We start from the raw sequence: 24,965 nt of genomic DNA on the forward strand, positions 1-24,965 counted from the left end.
AAATATGATATTTGTCTTATGTTGAGGAAAATTTGACTGCACTTGCTCCGGCTGTACCCGGCAGGTCCGCCACCGGGTACGGTCTCCTACAGGTCCTGATCTCGAAACGGGAGCCAATGCCCCTCAGCGATCGATGCTGAAGAACTTCGTTGGCACCATGATCTTGTTCTCCTGGCGGACGAGGTTGCCCGCGGCAGCACTTCTCTTCTTGTATTCCTGCCACTGCGGATCGGCTTCCATCGCCGCGCGACGCCTTTCACGATCGCCGGCATTCTCGTAGGCCCAGATGTGAACGAAGCTGTTGACGTCACCGGTCTCCGTGGTGGCGTAGAATATGGGCTCGCCGAGGTGACGTTTTTGCGCCTCGATACCGTACTCTTCATACAGGGCCAGCTGGGCGGCAATCGTGCCGGGCCGGCAGTAATAGGTGCGGTGGTCGAAAATCACAGGACTCATTCCTCCCCTGTTCCATGGAATCGCGTGCAGGACAATGCAGTTCGCCGGCATTCGCGACGGTTGCAGGATCCTGACTACCATTGCAATTGCCCGCGATCGAGCCCGATATTCACCTCGGCCTCGACCGGACATGTCATTTCTGGAATGTGAAATGATCGTACCCACTTGGGGAACGTCCCCGCCGCCGAAAGGGTTTGATCATCGGCGCAACCGTGCCAGCATTTCCCGGTCAGATCTTGTGGAAGTAAGATGTGAACAAGGCACACCGACTGCAGGAAGCGTTCAAGATCGCTCTGGCGATGGTGATCGCCGTAGGGTTGAGTTTGTCCTTGGGTTGGGAAAATCCCAAATGGGCGATGTTGGCGGTAGCCACGTGCACACTCTCCACCGGCGGAGAATCCCTCCACAAGGGGCTGATGCGGATCGCCGGCACGATCATCGCCATCATCGTGACGCTGGGCCTTCTGGCGCTGTTCATTCAGGAGCGATGGGCCTACGCCCTGATGGTCATGACATGGATTGGCATCTGCGCCTGGAACATCCAGGAATCGAGGGTCTGGTACATCTGGTTGCTCAGCGGCTTCTGCGTGCCACTGCTGACCTTCTATTCCGACCTTGAATCGCAACATGCCTTCGAGATCATGGTGCTGCGCCTGCAGCAGACCTGCCTTGGCATCGTCACCTACACGCTGGTCGCCAGCTTCATCTTTCCCGCCTATACCCGTGATGTCTTCACGAACGACATCCTGTCGCATGTCGGCCACCTGCGGACGGCCTGGAAACATCTGGTCCGGGGTTTCCTTGCCGGACCGGATGGCAGGCTCGCAGCCGACGAGGCTGAAAAGCTCAAAAGGGCCATCTTGCAGCTTCAGGAAAGCATCAAGTCGAAGCTGGATGCCGCTGCTATCGAGAATTTCGATATATTGGAATCAGGTCGGGCATGGGAACGCCTCACTTCGGAAATGTTTGCATTTACCGAGGCTGTTGAACGTTGGCGCCTGGGGTTCAACGAACTGCATGAAGACGGAAGCCAGGCCGGAATTTCCGGCACAGGCCCGTTTTTCGATGAAATCACACGACGGCTGGAGGAAACCGAGGGCCTGCTTACGGGCGGAAACAACTTTACCGAGCCGCGGGACGTCGCGCTTGCAGTGTCGGATAAAGATGACACCCGCTCCGGCCGTTCCATTTTCTCTTCGGGTGCCCTGGCCCTCACCCTCATTCACCTGAAGGAAATCGACCGCGCATCTGCCGCCCTGCTGATGACAGCTGCCGAGATCCGGAAGCTGACCACCGGGCACCTGCAGGATGAACTCGATCCACCATCGCTTCCATCCACGGTCATACCCGACCCGGAGCGGGTTGCGGCAACCGTCCGCTCCATGTCGACTTTCGCGCTGGCCTTCATAAGCTTCGTCCTCTTTCCGGAGCTGCCGTCAGCATCCATGCTGCTCATTCTCGGTACCGTCATCAGCCTCTTTCTTGCACCCAAGCCATGGCTTCCGTTGAAGGAACAACTGATCGCGCAGTTGGTCACGGCAATCTTCGGCGGGTCCCTGCACATCTTCATCATGCCGCACCTGTGGAGCTATCTGGGTCTTGGCACCATGCTCTTCATCGTGACATTCCTGATCCACTGGCTGTTCCCCAAACCTACACAGAACCTTCCCAGATTTGTCGGACTGGCCAACATGTCGCTGATGATCCAGCTCAATAACCAACAAAGTTATGACTTTCTCTACATAGCCAATTTCTCCATTGCCCTTTGCCTGCCTTTCATCGTCCTGGCCATCACCACATCGATACCTGTGTCCTTTCATCCCGAAGATGCGTTCAACCGCCTGCTGCATCGCTTCTTCGGTTCGACGCTGAAGCTTCTTGAAAGCCTGAAATTCGAACATCGCAATCGACAGGGCTGGTGGCAGCGTCAGGTCCATGCCTACCATCTCCGCCAGGTGAACAGCATTCCACAAAAGCTGGAAGCATGGGTAGCAGCACTACCGCCTGGCGCCGTCGGACCCAACGGCCGCGAGGACTTCAGACATCTGGCCGATGCCATTGCCATCGTGTCGAGGCGACTTCTGGATCTCATGGCCCTGCGCGATGCGGAACTCGATTCCCGCGTCGTCGAGCGCATACTCCCCGTCATTCGCCAGTGGCGCCTCGGCGTCCAGCAGGTCTGCGTCGACCTCGTCCAGTCGCCCGGATCCCTCGACGGCGACGACCTTGCCGGACGTCTTTCACGACGCTTGAACGAAGTACACGATATCGCCCGACAGGCCCTGGAGGACATCGCGGACGACCCGGATTTCGAGCGAAGCGAACACAACGTGGTCAGGGAGCTGGGTGCGTTCCGAGGGATATCCGAAGCGATTGTCGTCACAGCGGGATCCGCCACCCGCATCGACTGGCAACGATTGAATGAGACGAGACTGTGAAACTTACCGGCGACAAGGACCGAAGGCATGAAGATGTCGCGATGGGAATATCAACGCCGTCGTCGCATCAATACCCTGTCATGCTGTCATGGAGACGCGGATGATCCCCCGTGAAATCGATATCAACGGTGTCTATGTGCCACCCTTGCTGCTGGTCCTGCTCATTTCGCTGGCCGCTGCATGGGTCACCGCACGGCTGCTGAACCGCTGGCGCATTTCCCGGTACTTCGTGATGCCGCGACTGGTCTATCTGTCCATCATCGCCATCTACGCTGTGCTGTTCGGTACATTCCTCATCAGGGTATGACACCATGAAGAAGTTCGTCCCCTATATGGTCACCATGGTCGTCGTGCTGGTCGCCATGCTCGCCGTCGCGTTCCGCTACTACGACTACCTGGTCAACCCCTGGACCCGCGACGGTCAGGTCATGGCCAACATCATCCGGGTGGCACCGCGCATATCGGGACCCATTGTCGAACTGCCCATCAGGGACAATCAACCGATCAAGGCCGGTGAATTGCTGTTCCGGGTCGATCCGCGCACGTTTCTCGCGGACCTGCGGCAAGCCGAGGCCAATTATGACCAGACCGTGCAGGACATCGACGTCCTCAGGAAAAAGATCGTGGCCGCCGAAGCCGGCGTGACGCAAAAGAAGGCCAGTGTGCGCGAGGCCGAGAGCGAGGTGGTTGCCGCCGCATCGACCGTGCGCGAGGCCAAGGGCGAGCTCGACAGGAATGCCGCCCTTGTCCAGAAGCGCGACGTCTCCAGGGCACGATTCGATCAGGTCCAGCGCGATTACGATGTCGACGTCGCATCCAAGCAGAAGGCCGATGCAGCGCTGGCGGCCGCCGAAAGCGCCCTCGCCCAGTCTGAAGCCCAGCTTGCCGAGGCCAGGGCCGAACTCGGTGCCGACGGCGACGGCAATTCGCGCATCCGGGCTGCCGCCGCCACTGTCGAGACGGCCAGGCTCAATCTCAGCTTCACCGACGTCAAGGCATCGGTCGATGGCTACATCACCAATCTCGAATTGCGCATCGGAAGCCAGGCCGTTGCCAACCAGCCGATGCTCGCCCTGATCGATCGGCAAAGTTACTGGATCGACGCATTTTTTCGCGAAACCATCGTCGCCGATATCGCGATCGGCAACAAGGCTGTCGTCACATTGATGGGCTATTCGGACAAGCCGCTGAAAGGCGTGGTCGACAGCATCGGCTGGGGTATCGCGAAGAGCGACGGCAGCACGAGTTCCGATCTGCTGCCGGAGGTCAGCCCGACCTTCCAGTGGATCCGCCTTGCCCAACGGATCCCCGTACGCATCCATCTTACCGAGATCCCGGCGGATATTCAGCTGCGCGTCGGCCAGACGGCGTCCGTGCTCGTCATGACAGGAACGGGCTCACCCGATCGCGACATCCCGGCCGCACCCCCGGCGTTGCAATGAGGCCGCCGCCGTTTGCCGCCGATCTGGCGGAACCCATGGGAAACATGCCCGTGACTTCCCCGATCGGGTTTCCGGGTACCTTCAGGCCGACATTCGCCCGAAGACCTCGAACGAGGGATGGATCCGGGTCGCCTCGGCCCGCAGATAGACCAGCAGGGCCCTGCCGTTGGGCGTCAGGATCCCGTTGCAGGGAAGGTGACGCTCCAGCCAGTTCACCTCGGCCGGATCGATGCATTCGGGAGACGCCCCGGCGAACAGCAGGTACATGGCCTCCGCCTTGACGAAAAGCTGCCGCCAGCCCGGATGATGGACCGCGTCATGCGTGGCGTGGTCGATGCTCATGAGCCACAGGGCTTCATCCTCGGAAACCTGCAGGCCGTCACTGCCGCCGCGGCCATAGACCAGCCGGCGCAGAGCCTGCACATCCTGTTCGTCCACGCTTCCGGCGGTGCGCCCGCCCTCGCCGAAGATGGCGACGGAGCTCGTCTTGATGCTGTGGAGCAGGGCCTCGCGGGTAAAGTCGATCAGCGGGGCGGGACAGGACTTTGCATGGAAGACGAGATTGAGGAGGAGACGAAGCTCGGTCGGATCGGCAGGCTTGCCGTTCTCCATGATCCCGGCCTTGAGAAAGGCGAGTTCATCATCGCCAAGAATCAACTCGTCCCTGTTCTGCATGAAATAGTCGGTCAGCGCCTCGACATAGAACTCATCCCATGACGGATGGCGCTTCCTGATCGCATGTTCGAGCGTCAGCAGGGCCTGGGCCTCGATCCGGTTGATGAACCCGTCCGAATAGAGGTCGCGGCGCATCTTCTGGACATCCCGTGGCGTCACCTGCCCGCGTTCAGCGACGCGCAAAGCCACGCTCGCAAGCGGCTCGTCTTCGGTCTTGAGCATGTCTGGCCCCGGTTGAACGTTCCAAGGGTGCATATTCGGGGATCGGAATTACCAAATCCTTAACGATGCGCTGATGAAATGCCGGGACCGTCACATCGCGGAAGATGGTTGTTCCATTTTCCCGGTCACATGGTCCGTGCTCAGGAAACCGGACATGGGGCCAACGGCGAGAGACGGGTGACGTGGCCCATCTTGCGCCCTGGGCGGATCGCAGCCTTGCCGTAGATATGCAGGACAGCGTCCGGTTCTTCGAGAATACCGGGCCAGGCCAGCAGGTCGTCACCGATGAGGTTGTCCATCACGACGACGTGGGTTGCGGACGTTCCACCCAGCGGCAGGTCGCATATGGCGCGGACCAGCTGCTCGAACTGGCTGGTCTGACAGGCATCGATGGTCCAGTGACCGGAATTGTGCGGGCGCGGGGCAAGCTCGTTGACCGCCAGTGCACCTCCCTCCATGAGGAACATCTCTACAGCGACAAGTCCTTCAAGCTGGAGACCTTCGGCGATACGTTCCGCGAGCTCGACCGCACGGCGCGCCACCCCGGCCTCGAAACCGCCCGGCACGCGGGTCTGGCGCAGGATCTGGTCGCGGTGGATGTTGAGAACAGGCGGGAACGAGGCGATCTGCCCGGACGGCGAACGGGCGGTGATGACCGACAACTCGTGAACAAACGGCATGCAGGCTTCGAGAATAGCCGGACTGCCGCCAATGGCATTCCATGCCGCCTCCGCGGTCATTCCCTCGATGCGGACCTGTCCCTTTCCGTCATAACCCAGGCGGCGGGTCTTCAGGATGCCCTTCTCGCCCAGCCGCACACGCGCCGCTTCGAGATCCGCGGGGCCGTCAACCGCCAGGAAGGGAGCCACGGGCACGCCGAACCTGTCGATGGTGCGCTTTTCCACGAGGCGATCCTGTGTAACCTCCAGCACGGTCGCTGCCGGACGGGTCGGCACCCGCTCGGCGAGAAACAGCAGGGCATCCGCGGGAACGTTCTCGAATTCGATGGTAATCACATCGACGCGGCGGGCAAACCGGGCCAGCGCGTCGCGATCGCCATAGCTCGCATTCGTCCAGTCGTCGGCGACGGCAGCCGCGATGCAATCCTCGTCGGGTGCGAAGATGTGACAGCGATAGCCCAGCCGGGCAGCGGCCATGGCCGTCATGCGCCCGAGCTGGCCGCCACCGAGAATGCCGATGGTCGCCCCGGGTTCGATCATCGCACCGACGATCCGTCCGTCGGCCGCTCCGGCACCCGGTCACGCTGGGCCGCTCGCCATGCATCGAGCCTCGCGGCGAGCTCCGCATCGTCCGCAGCAAGGATGGCAGCCGCGAGCAGCCCGGCATTGGTCGCGCCGGCACGGCCGATGGCGAGCGTGCCCACCGGAATTCCGGCCGGCATCTGGACAATCGAAAGCAGGCTGTCCCAACCGCTGAGCGCCTTGCTTTCCACCGGCACGCCCAGCACCGGAAGGCTGGTCATCGACGCGATCATGCCCGGCAGGTGTGCCGCACCGCCGGCGCCGGCAATGATGACGCGAAAGCCATCGTCGCGTGCATGCCGGGCAAACCCGAACATCCGTTCGGGCGTCCGGTGGGCGGAAACCACGCGATCGTCATGGGCAATGCCGAGTTCGTCGAGCACCCTTGCTGCATGTTCCATCGTGGGCCAGTCGGACTGGCTGCCCATGACGATGGCCACAGGTGCCGTCGGGAATGGCCGCGCGCTCATTCGCCGTTGTTCAACCGTGTCCCGACCGGCGCGGCCGCCTCCCCGCCGGGCTCGTCGAGCAGGTCGAGGCCGGCCGCCGCCTCCTCGTTCTGTTGCTTGACCTGCTGGAATATCTCCTCGCGGAGCACGGTGGCATTGGGCGGAAAAACGAAGCCGAGCTTGACCGTCTTGCCTTTCAGCTCGACGACCCGCACCTCGATCGAATTGTTGATGATGACGGCTTCTCCGGCACGCCGGGTGAGATAGAGCATGGTCGCCCCCTGCGTCCGCCGCCCGAAACGGACCTTTCAAGGCCGGACGATTTTCGCGGGTCAAGAACCGCGGATGTGAACACGCTGTTAAGAGACTGTTAACCGTAACCTCCTATTTTCGCAACCAGTAGGTCACCCGCCGGGATCCCCGCGACATGCGGGTAGCGGGCCGGATCCTCCCGGGTGGCGGACAACCGATGTTAGGACGATCGTCGTGCAAGGTTCATTGCTCCAGTCACTTCTCTCCGGTCGCAGCGCCTGGCTCCAGGCACGGCATGCCGTTCTGGCGCAGAACATCGCCAACGCGGACACTCCGGACTATCAGCCCCGCGACCTCAAGCCCGAGAACTTCGAGCAGCTCGTCGCCCGCGCCGGGCGCCGGGACACGGACATCCATCTCGTGCGCACCGACAGCCGCCACATCGATGCCGCCGGCTCGCGCAAGCCTGATGGAGCGGGACAGGCGATCACCGGTTTCGAAACCGCGCCGGGCGGCAATTCCGTGATCCTTGAAGAGCAGGCCGACATGATGCAGCAGACCCAGCTCGATTATCAGCTCACGACCAACATCTACGCCAAGGTTGTCAGGCTGATGAAGACGGCCATCGGTTCGGGAGCCTCCTGATGCGGAGCATTTGTCGTGTTTCCGGTCTTGTTGATGGAGCATGGGGACGATGAGCGACCTCGAAACCTCGATGCGGATCGCCGCCGCCGGCATGAAGGTCCAGTCCGCCCGCCTGCGCGTCTCTTCGGAGAATCTCGCCAACGCCCAGTCGACGGCAATCGAACCGGGCGGCGAGGCCTATCGGCGCAAGACCATCGAGTTCGGGAACCAGCTCGACAGGGAGCTCGGTGTCGAACTGGTCGAGGTTGCCGCCTATGGTGTCGATTCCTCCGAGCAGCCCAAGGAATTCGATCCGGACAACCGCGCAGCCGATGCCGACGGCTATGTCGCCCTGCCCAATGTCAACCCGCTTACCGAACTCATGGACATGCGCGAGGCGCAGCGCAGCTATGAAGCCAATCTGGGCGCAATGAAGCAGGCGCGTTCAATGTTGATGAAGATGATCGACATTCTGAGAGGATAACAACGATGGGTGATCCGTCATGAGCAATCCCATATCTATGCAGGCCGTCGGCGCATACCGGGCGGCAATGAGGCGACTCGAAGCGGCTGGCCAGACCCCTGCACGGCAGCCAACGGCTCCGACAAGCTTCGAGAGCCTGCTGAAAACCGAGATCGCAAACGGCATCGACAAGCTCAAGGGTAGCGAAGAGGTTTCGATTGCGGCTCTGACGGGCAGTGCCTCCACCCAGCAGGTCGTCGAGGCCCTGACCGCTGCGGAGCTGAGCCTGCAGAAGGTCACGGCGATCCGCGACCGTGTCATCTCGGCCTACCAGGAAATCATCCGCATGCCGATCTGACGGTACCGCCACCATCCGATCGAAGACCGGGGTGAGGCATGCAATCCGTGAGAAAAACACAGAATGCTGAATGAAAACGTCGTCATGGAGATTGGCCAGCAGGCCATCTGGGTCATCATCGAAACGGCCGCCCCGGCCATGCTCGTGGCACTTGTCGTCGGGCTTGCCATCTCGTTGCTGCAGGCCCTGACCCAGATTCAGGAAATGACGCTCACCTTCGTGCCCAAGATTCTCACCATGTTCATGGCGCTTGTCATTGCCATGCCGTTCATGCTCGCCACGCTGGCGGGTTTCACCGAGGAGCTTTATGCGCGGATAGCGGGGCTCGGTCCCGGCCTGTGAGCATGAACGGTGGCGAGGGCGCATGGGCATGAACCTTGGCGCCCTTCTCCAGGGCGAGATGTTTGCCGTCTTCCTCACCTTCTGTCGGGTGGGATCAGCCCTGATGGTCGTTCCGGGATTCGGCGAGCCCTATGTCATGTCGCGCCTTCGCCTTTGCCTGGCGCTTGGCACAAGCCTGATCATCGGGTTCGTCCATCAGCCCGAACTGCCTTCCGTCCCGGACGAAGCCGCAACATTCGTTGCACTGGTCGCCATCGAGGTGGTGCTTGGCCTGTTCATCGGCGCGACGGTACGCCTCGTGCTGGTGGCGGCACATATGGCCGGCGGCGTGATCGCCATGCAGTCCGGCCTCGCATCGGCCGCCTTCTTCGATCCCAGCGGCGGGACCCAGGGCAGCGGCATCGGCAACTATCTCACCATGCTCACCCTGACCCTGATCTTCGTCACCAATGGCCATCTCCTGATCCTCGAAGGCCTCGACCGCAGCTATGACATGCTGCCTGTCGGCAAGCTGATGCCGGATGACATGGCCCTGACGTTTTCCCGCCTGTCGGCCGACGCCATCGCCATGGCTACCCGGATTGCAGCCCCGATGCTGCTGGTGGGCATCATCAGCAATCTTCTCATGGGCATCCTCAACCGGCTGATGCCGTCGTTCCAGGTCATGTTCGTGATCATGCCGTTGCAGATCATGCTGGCGTTCGCGATCGTCGCCCTGTCGCTGGGCGTCACGGCTACCCTTTCCCTGCAATTGTTCGAAACCAGCCTGACCTGGCTGGACGGCCCCGGCGGTTAGGGGCGGGACATGGCGGAAGATCAGGACGACTCGCAAAAGTCCGAAGAACCGACGCAAAAACGGCTGGATGACGCGCGGGACAAGGGTCAGGTTTCGAACTCGCGCGAAGTCAACAATTTCATGATCATGGCGACAGCCACGCTGTTGCTGGCAACCTTTGCCCCCTATGGCATGCAACGCCTCGCCCGCGTCCTTGAGGTCTACCTGGCGCAAGCGGCCGTCATGCCCCTCGACGGGCCGTCCCTCGGCACGGAACTGATCACGTTGCTGGGTCAGGTTGGGATCGTCATGGCGGCACCGTTTGCGGCTTTCGTTGTCGCGGCCATCGCCTCGTCGGCCATGCAGAACGGCATCGTCTGGACGTCGCAACCCCTCCACCCGAAGTTCGACAAGATCTCGCCGATGGCCGGCCTCAAGCGGCTGTTCTCGACCAAGTCCATCGTCGAGTTCGTGAAGAATGTCGTCAAGATGACCCTGATCGGCGCGCTGGGTCTTGCGGTGATCTGGCCGGATCGGATGAGGCTGATGGTCACCGGCAGGCTCGAAACGGGTGTCGCCATGGGCTATCTGGACGGGATCGTGCTCTCTCTCCTGATGGCCATGAGTGCGGCCATGGCCATTCTGGCCGGTCTTGACTTCACCTATCAGCGCTTCGAATTCATGAAGCAGATGCGGATGTCCAGGCGTGACATCCAGGACGAGCACAAGCAGTCCGAAGGCGATCCTGTCATCAAGCAGCGGTTGCGGGCATTGCGCATGCAGCGTGCACGTCAGCGGATGATGGCCGAAGTTCCGGACAGCACGGTGGTGGTCACCAACCCGACCCATGTTTCGGTGGCCCTGCGCTACGAGCGGGAACGCGACGCGGCGCCAGTGGTGATCGCCAAGGGCGTCGAGCTGGTCGCGTTGAAGATCAGGGAGGTTGCCAAGGAGCATGGTGTGCCCATTGTCGAAAGTCCTCCTTTGGCGCGCGCATTGTACAAGCAGGTCGAACTTGGCCAGATGATCCCGCCCGACCACTTCCAGGCCGTTGCCGAGATCATCGGATATGTCCTTCGCCTGCGTGCGTCGCGGAGCTGACAGTCGGCCTTTTGAGGTACCATGGTCCGCCTGCACTGCCGAAAGGCCCATCGGGTCAACTCTTTGTTCACCAATCTCTGCGCATGGTATCGGTCACATCGGCAGCAAGGCCGGTGACAGCCGATACCAGGAGAACGGACATGGTCAGGCCGGCGGTCGTGGCACTGCTCTTGATCACACTGGCGCCGCCGTGGGCATGGGCACTCACTCCCGTTCCATTGTTCGGGACGCAGGAGTTCCGTGCGAACTCGCTCGCGGCACTGCCCCAATGGGAGCATGTGCTGAAAGAGATCGGCGAGGAATCACGGGTGTATGCCGCATGTGCGCAAGATTCGGATGCCTGCCCGGATCGCGCGGCCCTTGCCTGGGATGCCCATCTCAAGTCGCTTGTCGGGCTGGATGAGGCCGATCAGATCCGACGGGTCAACCGGTTCATCAATCACTGGCGTCCGGCATGGGCGGATGCGGTGGCGTGCGACATGAACGGCAACTGGTCTCCGCCGCTCCGTTTCCTTCGCAGCGAGGGGAGCTGTGCCGATGCCGCCATAGCCAAGTATGTCTCCCTGCGGCGGCTCGGGTTTCCCGCCGGACGTCTGCGGCTGGTGGTCGTTCACGACCGGTTGCGTGATGTCCGTCGTACCGTGCTGGCAGTCTGGACGGAGGACGATGTGCTGGTCCTCGACAGCCTCAATGATGCCACGCTCTCACAGCAGAGAATCTCCCAATATACACCCTATTACTCGGTCAATGAGAACAGCCGCTGGACCCATGCGCCAGCGAGGATCGAACAGTTGTCGTTCTCGTCGGACCTGCCGTTCGACACCGGACAACCATGACCCTTCCGTCTAGGTGCGAGCGCAGCAATGAACCATATTATTGATATTCCTACTTCCGAGAATGTCTCCACTTCGCCGTCCGTCTGGCGATTCCTCGGGGCCGCGGCACTTTGTGTCGCGATCGGCCTCGCGGCTGCCCGGTTCAGCGTCGACACCATCGTCGCCGAACGTCGGACGGCCATGGAGAATCAGCTCGGGCAGCGCCTGTTGGCCGAAGCTGGCGGGAGGTCGGAGCTGATTTCCACCTGGATCGATGGACTTTCGGGTTACGGCAACCGGCTCCTGCGCTCCGATCTCGTACGCCTGTTCGTCACCGAGACCGGGCTGGGCCAGAACGATGCCGAGTTGCGCACGGCGCTGCAGGAGCAGGAACCGTATATGGTGCAGGTGCTCGACGACCTCGCGCGCGAGCACGACCTGCGCGGCGTCTATCTCCTCGGTGTGGACGGCCGCTCCCTGTTGAGCGATGGCGATGCGCCGGTGGTCACGGGGGAACAGGTCCGGCATGCGGCCAGGCTCGTCGAAACGGGTGAGGAACGGCATGTCAGCCCGCCCGCCCGTCATGGCGACCGCTACTTCATGGACCTGATGCAGGCCATCGCTCCAGCCCAGTCCTACAGCGATGACGCAAGGCCCGTTGGCGTACTGCTGATGACCTTCGACGTCACCGCCATGCTGGAGAAGCTGCTGTCCATCCGGCCGCTGATCGATGCCGGCAGTTCGGTGCGGCTGGATGTCGGCGACGCCGGCGGATGGCGGCGCATCGCCCTGGAGGATGGCAGACTGGTCGAGATCGATGGCGAACCGGCAGTCGCCATCCCGGTGGCTTCCATGCAGCGCGACGGTGAACTCTACCGGCTGACACTGCCCGTCGAAGGCATGGACTGGCGCGTCGAGCAGCGCATGGATGCCGCCACCGCACTGGCCACCATTCACCAGTTCGAGAAGAACGCCTATGTGTTCGCGACCGCCGCGGCCCTCATCCTCGCCCTGCTGTTCGCCAGCTTCTTCTGGCGCCTGCAGAGCCGCCACCACGCGGCCATGGCCCGGCAGTACATGAGCCTTGCCGAGCAGATCCGTGCACGGAACGAACTGCTGCGGACCGTGACCGACCATACGCTCGACTTCATCGCCCTCAAGGGCACCGATGGCCGGTACGAACTGGTCAGCCAGAGTTTCGCGAAAGGCTTCGGCCGTACGGCCGACGCGCTGACGGGCCTGAGCGACAGCGACCTGTTCGATCCTCACACCTGCGCGCGGATCGCCGACGGCGAACGCGAGGCTTTTGCCGTCGGCGTCAGCCAGTGCGACGACATTCTCATCGGCACCGGCGACGACCAGCGTCACATGCACGTCGTCCAGGTTCCGGTGGGCGAGGACGAGGATACCCGCCGCATCCTCATGGTTGCCCGCGACATCACCGAACTGGTGCGCGCCCGCGCCGATCGGGAACGCCTTTCCAGGCAGACCGTCGATGCCTTCATTCGCGCGGTCGAACTGGTCGATCCCTATCTCGAAGGCCATACCAAGCGCCTGTGCGCCCTCACCTCCCGGCTCGCCGAACATCTCGGCCTCGACGCAACCCGGTGCCAGACCGTCCAGCTTGCCGCCGGCCTCTCGCAGATCGGCAAGATGTTCGTACCCCGCGACATCGTCGCCAAGCCCGATCGTCACACACGCGAGGAAGCGCGGGTCATGCGCACCCATATCGACCATGCCCGCCGCGTGCTCGACAGCATCCAGTTCGGCCTGCCCGTCGCCGAGGCCGTCTCCCAGATGCACGAACGCCTCGACGGCTCGGGCTACCCGCAGAAGCTGGCGGGTGACCGGATCGGCATGGCCGGCCGCATCCTCGCCGTCGCCGATGTCTACTGCGCGCGCACCAGCCCCCGCTCCTACCGCGAACACCTCGACCCGGCAGATGTGATCCACCACCTGCGCAACGCCACGGGACGATACGATACCGAGGTCATCGACGCCCTTGAAACCCTTGTCCGCGAAATCCCCGACGAGGACGATCCGCAACGCCCCCGAGGCCGAACGGAGTTGTCTCCGGCGTGAGGGACGGCATGCCTGCCGCCACCGCGCCCTTCAGTTGAATTAACTTCAATTTCACTGTAGAATAACCCCGCGCAAAGGCGTCAGGGGATGCCGGAGAGCGATTTTCCGAATACCGGGTGGGGTTTGCAGACCGGCAGTGGCCGCCTCGCCGGCACGGGCGGCGGCGGCAGGTCGGGGAAATCGCCGGGCGGGAGCGCGCGGATCAGGCGCAACTCGTCCGGCGCGAAGATGGCAAACGCACCCGCCTGCGGGGTCGTCATCATCGCGTCGAGGATATGCTCGTGGAGACTTTTCAACAGGCGGGACCGTCCCCTTGCGCGGAGCCTTTCCTCCTCGCTGCGGGATTTCCTCGCCCTTGCGGGTTTCGCCGCCCCGGGAGTGTCCTTCGTGAGCGACCATGGCACCGGGCAGACATCCGGCACGTCGACCCCTCTGGCCACCGACTTCAGCAGCGAGGTGATGACATTCCCCATCCCCCTGCGTCCGGCACGATCCAGCCATGCCCTTTCGGCACCATCCGCCGAGGCGACGGATTGCGCCAGGGAGTTGTCCTGCAACCGGCGGAACCAGTCGCGGGAGTGGAACAGCAGCAGACGGTGGAGGATCGCCCGAAGGCCATGACCGCCATGTGGGGACAGTCCCGCCCGCATCGCCGACAGGACACCTGCCACATGCGGCAGATGTTCCAACCCGTCGACCTCCGCCAAATCGAGCCGGACCGCCGGCCCCGCCAGCACCCCGCGCCGCCCGGTCGCCACCAGCCAGCACACCTTCAAAAACCGCGGTGCGCCCCAGCGAAAGACCCGGCCGGCGAGTTTGCGCGGCAATATGGGGGGTGTGGGAGAAGTGTGGGACATGGGGGGAGGTTATGATGGAAAGGCAGTACGAGAGTCAAGGATTATTTTCTTATTAATTCGACAATCCCTCATGCCCGCAATTCCCATGTATCGGGGTGTCACTGCAATTATTTAATACACATTAGTTGACTATCTGATATCAGATACTTTCACAGTTTGAGTAACTTACAGAAAAGAGACCGAACACAAGGACAGTTCGCCTCTCAGTTCAACAATCGACACGCAGGTTCCCGCCTGGACGAACCTGCCGTCCGCCGCCGCGGAGAAGGAGAAGACGATGAATATTCAGCGTTTCGAGCAACGGGACCAGGCGCGGTTGAAGTTCCATTACGATATCGAGTGCGAACTGGCCGACCGGTTGCGCCATTCGAGCCGTGCCGAGCGGATCGGCGGCCTCTACGGCCACGTCTACAACGAGCTCTTCCGGCGCGTGAGCGATCATCCGCAGCATATCAAGCGTCATCACGACGAACGGACGATGCAGGTCGGCATGTCGATCCGGGCCCTGCGTCCATGGCTGAACCCCGATGTCACGTTCCTCGAAATCGGCGCCGGCGATGCCGATCTCAGCCTGACCCTCGCCTCGCAGGTGCACAAGGCGATCGCACTGGACGTCGCCGAACTCGACGACGACGACCATGCCGGCACGCCGGGCTTCGAATTCGTGCTCTCCAACGGCATCGACCTGCCGCTCGGGGACGGGACCGTCGATGTCGCCTACAGCAACCAGCTCATCGAACACCTGCATCCCGACGACGCGCTCGAACAGATGCAGGAGGTCCGGCGGGTCCTGCGGCCCGGCGGCGTCTATCTGTGCTCCACCCCCAACCGCCTGAACGGCCCGCATGACATCTCGCAGCGATATGCGGATACGGCGCGCGGCTTCCATCTCAAGGAATACACCTATGGCGACCTTGCCCGGCTGATGCGGAGCGCCGGATTCGACCGGCTCGAAACGGTGATGATCATCAATGGCTGGCGCATGTCCCCCCCTCTGGCGCTGGTGGCGGTGCTGGAGGCCGTCGCCCGCATCGGCGGACGCGGGTTCGCCGGCAGCCGCCTCGTCGAACCGTTCCTGCGCATCCAGATTGCCGCCACCCGGTCGTGAACGCCCGGTACCGGGACCTTGCCGGACCTTCGTGACAATTCCTTGACGAAGGGGCGCTCCCACTTCAAAGATCGCACGCACAGATCAGGATCCTTTCAGGGAGGACGAGATGGTAGCGTTGACCCGACGGTTGCTCGCATGTGCAGTATTCGCCTTTGCCCTGCCGCAGGCGGTACTGGCCGAGGACTGCCCCCATGGCGACCTCGATGCCCGCTTTTGCGATGCCGATGGCGATCTCATCGCCGACATCCCGACCGATCCGGCCCAGCTCGTCGATCCCGACCAGCTGATCTTCGCCTATACCCCGGTCGAGGACCCGGCTGTCTATCGCGAGGCCTGGGCCGATTTCCTCACCTACCTGGAGGAGAAGACAGGCAAGACCGCCGTCTTCTTCCCGGTCCAGAGCAATGCCGCCCAGATCGAGGCGATGCGCTCCGGCCGCCTGCACATCGCCGGCTTCAACACCGGCTCCAATCCGCTGGCGGTGAACTGCGCCGGCTTCCGGCCGTTCACGATCATGGCCTCCAAGGACGGCCATTTCGGTTACGAGATGGAGATCATCACCTATCCGGGATCGGGTATCGAGAAGGTGGAGGATCTCAAGGGCAAGACGCTGGCCTTCACCTCACCCACCTCCAATTCCGGTTTCAAGGCTCCCTCCGCCCTGCTCAAGGGCGAGTTCGGGCTGGTGGCGGACACCGATTTCCAGACGACGTTCTCGGGCAAGCACGACAATTCGATCCTGGGCGTCGCCAACAAGGACTATGACGCGGCGTCGATCGCCAATTCGGTGCTGCACCGCATGGAGAGCCGCGATGTCGTCAAGCCCGAGCAGATCGTGAGCATCTACAAGTCGCAGACCTTCCCCACGACGGGCTTCGGCACGGTCTACAACCTGACACCGGAGTTGCAGGAGAAGATCAAGGAAGCGTTCTTCACCTTCCCGTGGGAGGGCAGTTCGCTCGAAAGGGAATTCTCCAAGTCGAACGAGGGCCAGTTCATTCCGATCACCTACAAGGACCAGTGGGAGGTCATCCGCAAGATCGATGCGGCCAACGACGTGTCCTACGCCTGCCAGTAGCGGGTCCGCGTGCTTACCCTCAAGGCGCTGACCAAGCGCTACCGTACGGGCGATCTCGCGCTCGATCATGTCGATCTCGACGTGCCGAAGGGGCAGGTCGTCGGCCTCATCGGTCCTTCGGGCGCCGGCAAGAGCACGATGATCCGCTGCATCAACCGGCTGGTTGAGCCGACCTCGGGCGAGGTCGTGCTCAACGGCGAGACCATCAGCAGCCTCGGTTCCGCCGGGCTGCGCCGCGCCCGCCGCCGCATCGGCATGATCTTCCAGGAATATGCGCTGGTCGAGAGGCTGTCGGTGATGGAGAACGTGCTCTCCGGCCGCCTCGGCTATGTCGGCTTCTGGCGCAGCTGGTTCAGGCGGTTTCCGAAGGCCGATGTCGAGGAAGCCCTGCGGTTGCTCGAACGGGTCGGGCTGGAGCAGTTCTACGACAAGCGGGCCGACGAGCTGTCGGGGGGCCAGCGGCAGCGCGTGGGCATCGCCCGTGCCCTGATCCAGGACCCCGAGCTGCTGCTGGTGGACGAGCCCACCGCCTCGCTCGATCCCAAGACGTCGAGGCAGATCATGCGACTCATCGGCGAATTGTGCGAGGAACGGGGTCTGGCGGCCATCATCAACATCCACGATGTCGCCCTCGCCCAGATGTTCGTTGCCCGCATCGTCGGCCTCAAGGCGGGGGCGATCGTCTATGACGGCCCGCCCGATGGACTCACCGCCGATGTCCTCACCACGATCTATGGCGAGGAGGACTGGACCCTGACCAAACCGGCGAAGTCCGGTACGGGAGGCGACGGCGACGAGGGCTTCGGTCAGGACGAGCGGCTGGCGGGGGCCCTTTGAGCGGCTCCCCGGCCATCGACGGGCTGCGCCCGTGGCGCGGCCGCCCGATCATCGCCGATCCGCGCCTGCGCTGGGGGCTCGGCATCGGCTTTGCCGTCTATCTCGTCCTGGCCCTCGGCAGCATCGAGGTGAACTGGCTGCGGGTGTGGGAGGGGCTCGACCGCGGCTGGGCCTTCATCCGCGCCTTCAGCGAGCCCGATTTCGTCAGCCGCTGGCGCGATATCAGCGAGGGGCTGATCGAGAGCCTGACCATGACGGTCGTATCGACCGTCGTCGGCATCGCGATATCCGTGCCCGTGGCGCTGGGGGCCGCGCGCAATCTGGCACCGCTGCCCGTCTACCTGCTGTGCCGCGGCATCATCACCCTGTCGCGTAGTTTCCAGGAGGTCATCGTCGCCATCCTGTTCGTGGCGATGTTCGGGTTCGGACCGTTCGCCGGAATGCTGACGCTGTCGTTCGCGACCATCGGCTTCCTCGCCAAGCTGCTCGCCGAGGATATCGAGGATATCGACAGGAGCCAGGCCGAGGCCGTGCAGGCGACCGGCGGGTCGTGGCTGCAATGGCTGAATTACGGTATCCAGCCGCAGGTCATGCCGCGACTGATCGGCCTGTCGCTCTATCGTCTCGACATCAACTTCCGTGAAAGCGCGGTGGTGGGGATCGTCGGTGCCGGCGGTATCGGCGCGACCCTGAACACCGCCTTCGACCGTTACGAATTCGACACCGCCGCCGCCATCCTGATCATCATCATCGCCATCGTCATGCTGGCCGAATACAGTTCGGGCCTGATCCGCCGGAAGGTGCAATGATGCCCATGACTGCGTCGAGAGCCTGGCAGCGCCGCACGACCTCCACGCAGCTGGCGATCTGGTTCGGCTGGCTGCTCGGTGTCGCCCTGTTCGTCTACTGCTGGCGGGAAATCTCGGCGGCGACCACATGGTTCTTCGTCACCGACAGCCCGCGGGTCATCGCCGACATCGGCAGCCGCATGGTGCCGCCCGCATGGTCCTATGTCCCGACGCTGTGGCAGCCGCTGTGGGACACGCTCAACATCGCGACGCTCGGAACACTGCTCGCCCTTGTCATGGCGGTCCCGGTGGCGTTCATGGCGGCATCCAACACGACGCCCAACACCTATATTGTCCGCCCGCTCGCCCTGCTCGTCATCGTGTCCTCGCGCTCGATCAATTCGCTGATCTGGGCGCTGCTGCTGGTGGCCGTCATGGGGCCGGGCGTGCTTGCAGGTGTATTCGCCATCTCGCTGCGCTCCATCGGCTTCATCGCAAAGCTGCTCTACGAGGCAATCGAGGAGATCGACACCACCCAGGTCGAGGCGATCGCCTCGACCGGCGCCAGCCGCACGCAGGTCATGGCCTGGGGCATTCTTCCCCAGATCATGCCCGCCTTTGCCGGCATCGCGGTGTTCCGCTGGGACATCAACATCCGCGAGTCCACCGTTCTCGGCCTGGTGGGAGCCGGTGGGATCGGCCTGCAGCTGCAATCCTCGCTCAACATTCTTGCCTGGCCGCAGGTCACCGTGATCCTGCTGTTGATCATCGCCACCGTACTGTTCAGCGAATGGGTGAGCGCCAGGGTCCGCCACGCGATCATCTGATCCCAACCGCAGATTATATCGGATCACGATTGCATCGGGACGCCTCGTTGTTGCGATGGACAGGCTTCGATCTACTTTAGAGTGATTTATTGTGACTTCGGGAGCAGCCCATTACGCTTGTCTTGCCGACAACGGACATTTCAGCTGATTTGCGGTATTCAACGGGAAGCCGCGCTCCTACAACCTCCCCGGTGAGTCGCCAAGCCATTTTCCTGGAGGGACATTGCAACATGGGTCGCAAGCCGGATTTTCTGATCATCGGGGCGATGAAATCCGGGACAACATCTCTTTGGGACGACCTTTGTCTCAATGAACAGTTCTTCCGTTCCCCCGAGAAAGAGCCGAATATTCTCATAAAATATGACAATAAAGATGAAATCATAAGACAGTATTCTTCACTGTTCAAAAGGGCGGATCAATCACAGATCTGCGGAGAAGCCTCGACCTGGTACACGAAACTTCCCCACTTCGATGGAGTCCCCCAGCGGGCCCATGATTCGATTGGCGACAATCTCAAGCTCGTCATGATCATGCGCGATCCCGTCAAGAGATTGTACAGCCACATCCAGCATCATCTCGTGATGGACTATGTCAAACCGGAGGATTGCGATCGGGTGATATTCGAAGACGAGCGTTATATCGCCTTCAGCGAATATGACCGGCAACTACAACCTTGGATTGATATTTTCGGGTTGTCCAACCTCCACTGCATCAGCCTCGTCGATTTCAGGAAGGACAGACACGAGACATTGAGGAAACTCTATGATTTTCTGGACATAAGAAATCACGACCAGATAAAGATCAACACGACCGTTTCCAACAGCGGGAATGAACTGCGAAGCAACCACAAATCAAGCTGGAGAAAATTCCTCAAGTCAAGATTCTACACGAGAGTTGTCCGTCCGAACACGCCGGAATTCCTGAGGAGCAGCATCCGCGACCGGTTGATGCCCATCAGGGAGGTTCCCGACTGGACCTTCTCCGAAGAAACAAGGAATTATATCAAAGGTCGACTGTCCGGCGTTCAGGAGCGACTTCAGCACCTGATCCATCACGACATCGTCATCAATGAGTAATCCCGCGCCATAGCAGCGCGTTGAAACCTGCAAATGATCGCAATGTTTCAGAATGCAAAAATTCTCTACCTGGCCCATGATTCGAACGACAGCCGCGTTCTCCATCGCGCGCGCGCTCTTCGCACATCAGGAGTCGATCTCATCGTAGCGGCATTCCACCGCACGAAAATACCTGGCCGGACAGGTAACGAATGGGCCTCGATCGACCTGGGCAGGACCGTCGACTATGCCTATTTCGATCGTGTTGTCCGCCTGTTCCTCGGGGCGGTCCGGTTGTGGCACATGCGGTCCCGGATCCGGTCGATCGATGCCGTCATTGCCCGCAATATCGAACAGTTGCTGCTCGCCTTGTGGGTCAGGCAGCTCTCCCACGGTCCTCTGCCCATTGCCTATGAGTGCCTGGACATTCACCGCATGATGCTGGGTACGGGTGTCACATCGAGAATTTTCCGCCTCGTTGAACGGTTCTGCCTGACACGCACGGAATTGCTGATCGTCAGTTCGCCCAGTTACATCGAGGAGTACTTTGCATCCCGGCAGCATTTTAGGGGAAGGTGGTTGCTGGTCGAAAACAAGCTGCCGGCAGAATTCACGGCGATACCGCGGTCATCCGGTGCGGCGGTGCAACCCGGGAGGCCGACGACGATCGGCTGGTTTGGAATGTTGCGCTGCATGAAGAGCTTCGACCTTCTGCTGAAGATTGCCGATGCGCGGCCGGACGATGTGCGCATTCTCATCCGCGGCAAGCCCACGGAAGTGACCGAGGACGCATTTCGCCGGATGATCGGCGACCGGCCCAATGTGGAATATGGCGGAGTGTACAGGAATCCCGACGATCTTGCCGAACTGTATTCCGCCATCGACCTGACCTGGGCCATCGACTTTTATCAGGAAGGCGATTGTTCCGAATGGCTGCTACCCAACAGGTTGTACGAGTCATGTTTTTTTACCGTCCCTTTGCTGGCGCGCGCCGGCACGACAACTGCCGCCTACACCTTAGAACGGAAGATCGGCTGGGTGCTCGTACCCCCGCTGGCGGAACATCTGCTCGTCCTGCTCGATGAATTGCGGGGGCCAGCCTATCGCACAGTCGTGACGCATATCGCCGCCATGCCCGTTCACAACTGGGTCGACAACGGCGAAGCATCCGACATCGTCGGAGGGCTGATCGAGCCGCCGCGTTCATGAAAGAAACGGGATAACCGGCTTGGACACCGAACAGCGCCGCAGGGCGGAAAACGTGACGATCACCGGTGGTGCTGCCGTGGCACGCAGCGCCATCTGGCGGATCCTGGAGGTTTCCGGCGCGGAGTTCCTGTCCTTCCTGTTCATGATCGTTCTGGCAAGACTCCTGTCGCCTTCCGACTACGGCCTCGTCGCGATCGCATCCGTGATCATCCTTGGCCTTCAGATGCTCGTTTATCATGGATTTGCCGAGAACATCATCCAGCGCAACGATCTGCAGGACGATCACCTGAATGCGGCCTTCTGGGCCAATGTCGGCCTCAGCTTCTGCCTGGCGCTCGTGTGCGTCCTTGTCGCGTGGCCCGTGGCCTTGATGACCGACAAGCCCGGATTTGCACCCGTCATGCTTGCGCTTGCACCGACGATGATCTCGTTCGGCGTGGTGGGCATCTATCAGGCCGTGATGCGCCGCGAACTGGCCTTCAAGGGACTAGCCATCCGCAGTCTGGCCTCGATCGGTGCCGGTGGAATGGCAGGCGTTCTGGCGGCTCTGGCCGGCTGGGGACCCTGGTCGCTCGTCACCCAGCAATTGTGCTATGCCGCCATGAACATGGCTGTCATCCTCGGGTTCTCCCGTTGGCAGCCGAGCTTCCGCTTCCCGCTCGCGCACCTCCGCAGCATGGTCGGCGCCGCGTGGCGCATCGCCGCGACCTGGCTCCTGGAAACCTTCTCCCGAAACGGCGCCATTCTCATTTTGGGAATATTCCTGCAAACATCTCAGGTCGGGTTGTTCTTCGTCGCCTACAGGGTTTTCATGGCGCTGAGCAACCTGACATTCTGGTCCGTCGGGGAAATCTCCCTGCCGGTCCTCTCGCGCCTTCAGGGAGAGCGCGAAACGGAGATCAGGGCCAGCCTGCAGACCCTCGACATGACGGCGCTGGTCTCGCTCGCCAGCTTCTGGGGACTGGCCGCCGTCGCGGATCCCCTGATCATGCTGCTGTTTGGCGAGACCTGGCGCGGCAGCGTCATGCCTCTGCAAATCCTGGCAGCCATCGGCATCCTCAATGGGATGACATCGACCACCAGCCAGATATTGACATCGTTCGGACATCCGGGCAGCTCCCTGAAGATCCAGATGCTGATTGCCCTGCTCCTGGCATCGTTCGTCACGATCACTGCTCCCTTCGGGCTGATTTCGGCCAGCCTGGGCATCGCGGCGGCGTTCATCGTCGCAACCCCCTTCGCGCTCTGGCTCCTGAGGAAGGATATCGGCGTCGACCTCACCACATTGGCTCGCCATCAGGCTCCCGTCTGGCTGGCGGCAGCCCTCATGACCGCCGCCGTGATCGTCCTTCGTTCCAGCCTCCCGGCGAACCTTCCTGCGATCCTGCATCTTGCCTGCGAGATCCCGGTGGGGATATCGGTGTTCACCGGTACCCTGTGGTGCCTGCGGCCATCCCTGCTGAGGACGGTGACGGAGGCATTGGTGGCAGCAACGAGGCGGCGATGATCCCCATCCCCCCGACCGGCTGCCGGGGATCCGGGGCATACCTCGCCATGACGAAGGGACAATGACCGGTCCGGTAATATCAACCCGGGCACCCCTTCCCGCCTGACAGAAATCCGCCCGGTGCGGAGGTTCTGCGGACTTGACGGACGTGCCGCGAACTTCGATCACCTCCAAGGGTGGTTCGACCCGGCACGGGGAACGATAGATGCCTGTTGCAAAGATGACGCCGGAAGCCTTCCATGAACTGGCCACCCAGGGTGTGCCTTATGTCGGGCAACTCGATTTCTCGGTGCTGCTCTTCGAGCATGGATGCGTGGATGTCATGTTGCCGCGCAAGGACCTGCTGCTGCGGCCCGGCGGAACGGTCTGCGGCCCGGCCATGATGGCCCTTGCGGATATCACCCTCTACGGCGTCTGCCTGTCGATGATCGGCGCCGTTTCGCTGGCCGTGACCACCGATATGAACATTCACTTCCTGCGCAGGCCGCAACCGGGCGCCCTGATCGCCCGCGGCCGCAATCTCAAGCTCGGACGAACACTGTTCGTCGGCGAGGTCACGATAGAAAGCGAGCATTCGGACAAAGCCGTCGCCCACGCGACCGGGACCTATTCGATCCCCCCGGACCAGGAGCGATGACGGCTGCGGGCAATCTTCGCGCCCTGCGCGCGACCCTCGCCGAACCGATCTATGGTCGCTACGTCGCCGGCAACAGCATTTCCCTCGTCGGCAACTGGATCCAGCGCACGGCCACCGCGTGGATCGCATGGGACCTGTCGCAAAGTGCTGCATTGCTGGGCCTCGTCGCGTTCTGCGAACTGTTCCCCGCCCTGATCGTCGGCCCCGTGGGCGGCGTCCTGGCCGACCGCCACGACCGGCGGAAGCTCATCATGCGTTTCCAGGTCGCCATGTTCGGTGTCGCCCTGGCCTTGTGGCTGGCCGAGGCCAGCGGTCATCTCGACACAGGCTGGCTCCTGGCACTGGTCCTGTTGCAGGGAACACTGGTCGGACTGAACCAGCCTGCACGACTTTCGATCATTCCGGCACTGGTCACCCATGCACATCTCGGCCCGGCCATCGCCATCAACAGCATGGTGTTCAACGCCGCGCGTTTCGTCGGCCCCGCCGTCGCCGGCTTTCTCATCGCCAGCTTCGGCACGGCCTGGACATTCCTTGTCAACGCCCTGACCTTTCTCCCCTTCCTGTGGGCCCTTTCGACGCTGGTTCCGACAGAAAGGCAACAACCGCTGGCGCGGGGCCGGTTTCTCACGCAGATCGTGGACGGTCTTCGCTACGTGCTGGATGCCCCCGCCCTCCGCGTCCTGTTCCTGCTGGTGATTGCCGGCGCGCTGCTGGTCCGTCCCCTGGGCGAACTGCTGCCGGCACTGGCCGACGGTGTCTTCGGCCGCGGTGCATCGGGTCTGGCCATGCTGAGCGCGTCCCTGGGACTGGGCGCAATCGTCGGTGGACTGATCGTCGCGTCGCGCGATGGCGGCCCTTCCGTCATGGCCCTGGCCTGGTGGCTCGCCGCCGGTGCGGTCTCGGTGCTGGCCGTGGCTTCCGCGCCGTCATTCGCGGTGACGATGGTGCTGGTCGGCCTGACCGGGATCTGCCTTGTCGGTTCGGGCGTCATGGCGCAAACCATGATGCAGATGCAGGTCGCGAGCGAGCTGCGCGGGCGGGTGATGAGTCTCTTCGGCCTGACGATGCGGGCAGCGCCCGCGCTGGGTGCCCTCGCACTGGGAAGCATTGCCGACGGTCTCGGCATCCGCATGACGCTCATCCTCGCCAACATCACCTTTCTGGCCATGCTCGCCCTTGCCGGAATACGGTGGTGGCGGAGCCGGATTGGGCGTTGACAGGACAGGCCCCTGCGACTAGAGATGCGCACCGCTGACGGGTGCCTGACGGTGCCCGCAAATTTTTTGTCGGTCCTGGGTTC

27 protein-coding genes are annotated in these 24,965 nt (G+C 62.2%); 21 read left to right on the forward strand and 6 right to left on the reverse strand.

Features of this window, described 5'->3' with window-relative positions; all coding sequences use genetic code 11:
• Positions 1–123: 123 nt before the first annotated feature.
• The gene (locus H6851_01800) at positions 124–447 is read right to left on the reverse strand and encodes an NIPSNAP family protein (protein ID MCB9942345.1); all 324 of its coding nucleotides are present in this window, start codon (positions 445–447) and stop codon (positions 124–126) included.
• Between the two features lie 260 nt (positions 448–707).
• Between H6851_01800 and H6851_01805 the strand changes: the two genes are divergently transcribed.
• The 3 genes from H6851_01805 (at position 708) to H6851_01815 (ending at position 4,336) form a co-directional block, all read left to right on the forward strand.
• Entirely contained in the window at positions 708–2,894 is a 2,187-nt protein-coding gene (locus H6851_01805; protein ID MCB9942346.1) for an FUSC family protein, read from the forward strand.
• A gap of 100 nt (positions 2,895–2,994) precedes the next feature.
• A complete protein-coding gene (locus H6851_01810) occupies positions 2,995–3,201 on the forward strand; it encodes a DUF1656 domain-containing protein (GenBank protein ID MCB9942347.1) in 207 nt (68 codons plus the stop codon).
• Between the two features lie 4 nt (positions 3,202–3,205).
• Positions 3,206–4,336, forward strand: a complete 1,131-nt coding sequence (locus H6851_01815) for an HlyD family secretion protein (protein ID MCB9942348.1) — start codon at positions 3,206–3,208, stop codon at positions 4,334–4,336.
• A gap of 81 nt (positions 4,337–4,417) precedes the next feature.
• Here the strand turns inward: H6851_01815 and H6851_01820 are convergent, their stop codons facing one another.
• The 4 genes from H6851_01820 to H6851_01835 form a co-directional block, all read right to left on the reverse strand.
• A complete protein-coding gene (locus H6851_01820; GenBank protein ID MCB9942349.1) occupies positions 4,418–5,233 on the reverse strand; it encodes a hypothetical protein in 816 nt (271 codons plus the stop codon).
• A gap of 140 nt (positions 5,234–5,373) precedes the next feature.
• Positions 5,374–6,453 carry a 5-(carboxyamino)imidazole ribonucleotide synthase gene (locus H6851_01825; protein MCB9942350.1) on the reverse strand — a complete coding sequence of 360 codons (1,080 nt, stop codon included), beginning with the start codon at positions 6,451–6,453 and terminating at the stop codon, positions 5,374–5,376.
• Positions 6,450–6,965, reverse strand: coding sequence for a 5-(carboxyamino)imidazole ribonucleotide mutase (gene purE / locus H6851_01830; GenBank protein MCB9942351.1), 516 nt, complete (start codon positions 6,963–6,965; stop codon positions 6,450–6,452). Before purE ends, H6851_01825 begins: the two co-directional genes overlap by 4 nt.
• Positions 6,962–7,216, reverse strand: a complete 255-nt coding sequence (locus tag H6851_01835; GenBank protein MCB9942352.1) for a carbon storage regulator — start codon at positions 7,214–7,216, stop codon at positions 6,962–6,964. The genes purE and H6851_01835 overlap by 4 nt, the downstream gene beginning before the upstream one ends.
• A 214-nt stretch (positions 7,217–7,430) precedes the next feature.
• On the opposite strand from H6851_01835, the gene flgB reads away from it, so the two are divergent.
• From flgB to H6851_01875, 8 genes are all read left to right on the forward strand, one after another.
• Positions 7,431–7,841, forward strand: a complete 411-nt coding sequence (flgB, locus tag H6851_01840; GenBank protein ID MCB9942353.1) for a flagellar basal body rod protein FlgB — start codon at positions 7,431–7,433, stop codon at positions 7,839–7,841.
• 49 nt (positions 7,842–7,890) lie between these two features.
• Positions 7,891–8,304: a flagellar basal body rod protein FlgC gene (gene flgC / locus H6851_01845; protein ID MCB9942354.1), complete on the forward strand. Its 414-nt coding sequence runs from the start codon at positions 7,891–7,893 to the stop codon at positions 8,302–8,304.
• Between the two features lie 19 nt (positions 8,305–8,323).
• The gene (locus H6851_01850) at positions 8,324–8,641 is read left to right on the forward strand and encodes a flagellar hook-basal body complex protein FliE (GenBank protein MCB9942355.1); all 318 of its coding nucleotides are present in this window, start codon (positions 8,324–8,326) and stop codon (positions 8,639–8,641) included.
• Positions 8,642–8,707: 66 nt separating this feature from the next.
• Complete coding sequence (gene fliQ / locus H6851_01855; protein ID MCB9942356.1) at positions 8,708–8,983, forward strand: flagellar biosynthesis protein FliQ; 276 nt, start codon at positions 8,708–8,710, stop codon at positions 8,981–8,983.
• A gap of 28 nt (positions 8,984–9,011) precedes the next feature.
• On the forward strand, positions 9,012–9,779 hold the full coding sequence (locus tag H6851_01860; GenBank protein ID MCB9942357.1) for a flagellar biosynthetic protein FliR: 768 nt from the start codon (positions 9,012–9,014) through the stop codon (positions 9,777–9,779).
• 9 nt (positions 9,780–9,788) lie between these two features.
• The gene (gene flhB / locus H6851_01865) at positions 9,789–10,859 is read left to right on the forward strand and encodes a flagellar biosynthesis protein FlhB (GenBank protein ID MCB9942358.1); all 1,071 of its coding nucleotides are present in this window, start codon (positions 9,789–9,791) and stop codon (positions 10,857–10,859) included.
• Between the two features lie 140 nt (positions 10,860–10,999).
• A complete protein-coding gene (locus H6851_01870) occupies positions 11,000–11,695 on the forward strand; it encodes a transglutaminase-like cysteine peptidase (GenBank protein MCB9942359.1) in 696 nt (231 codons plus the stop codon).
• A gap of 27 nt (positions 11,696–11,722) precedes the next feature.
• Positions 11,723–13,756, forward strand: a complete 2,034-nt coding sequence (locus tag H6851_01875; protein MCB9942360.1) for a PAS domain-containing protein — start codon at positions 11,723–11,725, stop codon at positions 13,754–13,756.
• An 80-nt stretch (positions 13,757–13,836) separates the two neighbouring features.
• On the opposite strand, the gene H6851_01880 is transcribed toward H6851_01875, so the two are convergent.
• Positions 13,837–14,613 carry a hypothetical protein gene (locus H6851_01880; GenBank protein MCB9942361.1) on the reverse strand — a complete coding sequence of 259 codons (777 nt, stop codon included), beginning with the start codon at positions 14,611–14,613 and terminating at the stop codon, positions 13,837–13,839.
• Positions 14,614–14,890: 277 nt separating this feature from the next.
• Here H6851_01880 and H6851_01885 point away from each other — a divergent pair, with 277 nt between their 5' ends.
• The 10 genes from H6851_01885 to H6851_01930 all read left to right on the forward strand — a co-directional run bounded on the left by H6851_01885 (position 14,891) and on the right by H6851_01930 (position 24,882).
• Complete coding sequence (locus tag H6851_01885) at positions 14,891–15,721, forward strand: class I SAM-dependent methyltransferase (GenBank protein MCB9942362.1); 831 nt, start codon at positions 14,891–14,893, stop codon at positions 15,719–15,721.
• Between the two features lie 109 nt (positions 15,722–15,830).
• Positions 15,831–16,802: a phosphate/phosphite/phosphonate ABC transporter substrate-binding protein gene (phnD, locus tag H6851_01890; protein MCB9942363.1), complete on the forward strand. Its 972-nt coding sequence runs from the start codon at positions 15,831–15,833 to the stop codon at positions 16,800–16,802.
• 9 nt (positions 16,803–16,811) lie between these two features.
• A complete protein-coding gene (gene phnC / locus H6851_01895; protein MCB9942364.1) occupies positions 16,812–17,639 on the forward strand; it encodes a phosphonate ABC transporter ATP-binding protein in 828 nt (275 codons plus the stop codon).
• Positions 17,640–17,653: 14 nt separating this feature from the next.
• Complete coding sequence (gene phnE, locus H6851_01900) at positions 17,654–18,448, forward strand: phosphonate ABC transporter, permease protein PhnE (GenBank protein ID MCB9942365.1); 795 nt, start codon at positions 17,654–17,656, stop codon at positions 18,446–18,448.
• Positions 18,448–19,254 (forward strand): phosphonate ABC transporter, permease protein PhnE, encoded by an 807-nt coding sequence (phnE, locus tag H6851_01905; GenBank protein ID MCB9942366.1) that lies wholly within the window; start codon positions 18,448–18,450, stop codon positions 19,252–19,254. The genes phnE (H6851_01900) and phnE (H6851_01905) overlap by 1 nt, the downstream gene beginning before the upstream one ends.
• Positions 19,255–19,376: 122 nt before the next feature.
• Positions 19,377–20,330, forward strand: a complete 954-nt coding sequence (locus H6851_01910) for a sulfotransferase domain-containing protein (GenBank protein MCB9942367.1) — start codon at positions 19,377–19,379, stop codon at positions 20,328–20,330.
• A 33-nt stretch (positions 20,331–20,363) separates the two neighbouring features.
• Positions 20,364–21,518, forward strand: coding sequence for a hypothetical protein (locus H6851_01915; protein MCB9942368.1), 1,155 nt, complete (start codon positions 20,364–20,366; stop codon positions 21,516–21,518).
• 19 nt (positions 21,519–21,537) lie between these two features.
• A complete protein-coding gene (locus H6851_01920; protein MCB9942369.1) occupies positions 21,538–23,025 on the forward strand; it encodes a lipopolysaccharide biosynthesis protein in 1,488 nt (495 codons plus the stop codon).
• A gap of 220 nt (positions 23,026–23,245) precedes the next feature.
• Positions 23,246–23,662: a PaaI family thioesterase gene (locus H6851_01925; GenBank protein MCB9942370.1), complete on the forward strand. Its 417-nt coding sequence runs from the start codon at positions 23,246–23,248 to the stop codon at positions 23,660–23,662.
• Entirely contained in the window at positions 23,659–24,882 is a 1,224-nt protein-coding gene (locus tag H6851_01930; protein MCB9942371.1) for an MFS transporter, read from the forward strand. The genes H6851_01925 and H6851_01930 overlap by 4 nt, the downstream gene beginning before the upstream one ends.
• The last annotated feature ends 83 nt before the right edge of the window (positions 24,883–24,965 follow it).

The organism is Geminicoccaceae bacterium (genome assembly GCA_020638465.1).
Classification (GTDB): Bacteria; Pseudomonadota; Alphaproteobacteria; order Geminicoccales; family Geminicoccaceae; genus JAGREO01.

Bases quoted from the DNA above. Each gene is read 5' to 3' on its own strand.
- H6851_01810 (MCB9942347.1), top strand. From the start codon at position 2,995: ATGATCCCCCGTGAAATCGATATCAACGGTGTCTATGTGCCACCCTTG.
- H6851_01815 (MCB9942348.1), top strand. From the start codon at position 3,206: ATGAAGAAGTTCGTCCCCTATATGGTCACCATGGTCGTCGTGCTGGTC.
- H6851_01820 (MCB9942349.1), bottom strand. From the start codon at position 5,233: ATGCTCAAGACCGAAGACGAGCCGCTTGCGAGCGTGGCTTTGCGCGTC.
- H6851_01825 (MCB9942350.1), bottom strand. From the start codon at position 6,453: ATGATCGAACCCGGGGCGACCATCGGCATTCTCGGTGGCGGCCAGCTC.
- purE (MCB9942351.1), bottom strand. From the start codon at position 6,965: ATGAGCGCGCGGCCATTCCCGACGGCACCTGTGGCCATCGTCATGGGC.
- H6851_01835 (MCB9942352.1), bottom strand. From the start codon at position 7,216: ATGCTCTATCTCACCCGGCGTGCCGGAGAAGCCGTCATCATCAACAAT.
- flgC (MCB9942354.1), top strand. From the start codon at position 7,891: ATGAGCGACCTCGAAACCTCGATGCGGATCGCCGCCGCCGGCATGAAG.
- H6851_01850 (MCB9942355.1), top strand. From the start codon at position 8,324: ATGAGCAATCCCATATCTATGCAGGCCGTCGGCGCATACCGGGCGGCA.
- H6851_01860 (MCB9942357.1), top strand. From the start codon at position 9,012: ATGAACCTTGGCGCCCTTCTCCAGGGCGAGATGTTTGCCGTCTTCCTC.
- flhB (MCB9942358.1), top strand. From the start codon at position 9,789: ATGGCGGAAGATCAGGACGACTCGCAAAAGTCCGAAGAACCGACGCAA.
- H6851_01870 (MCB9942359.1), top strand. From the start codon at position 11,000: ATGGTCAGGCCGGCGGTCGTGGCACTGCTCTTGATCACACTGGCGCCG.
- H6851_01875 (MCB9942360.1), top strand. From the start codon at position 11,723: ATGAACCATATTATTGATATTCCTACTTCCGAGAATGTCTCCACTTCG.
- H6851_01880 (MCB9942361.1), bottom strand. From the start codon at position 14,613: ATGTCCCACACTTCTCCCACACCCCCCATATTGCCGCGCAAACTCGCC.
- H6851_01885 (MCB9942362.1), top strand. From the start codon at position 14,891: ATGAATATTCAGCGTTTCGAGCAACGGGACCAGGCGCGGTTGAAGTTC.
- phnD (MCB9942363.1), top strand. From the start codon at position 15,831: ATGGTAGCGTTGACCCGACGGTTGCTCGCATGTGCAGTATTCGCCTTT.
- phnE (MCB9942366.1), top strand. From the start codon at position 18,448: ATGCCCATGACTGCGTCGAGAGCCTGGCAGCGCCGCACGACCTCCACG.
- H6851_01915 (MCB9942368.1), top strand. From the start codon at position 20,364: ATGATCGCAATGTTTCAGAATGCAAAAATTCTCTACCTGGCCCATGAT.
- H6851_01925 (MCB9942370.1), top strand. From the start codon at position 23,246: ATGACGCCGGAAGCCTTCCATGAACTGGCCACCCAGGGTGTGCCTTAT.
- H6851_01930 (MCB9942371.1), top strand. From the start codon at position 23,659: ATGACGGCTGCGGGCAATCTTCGCGCCCTGCGCGCGACCCTCGCCGAA.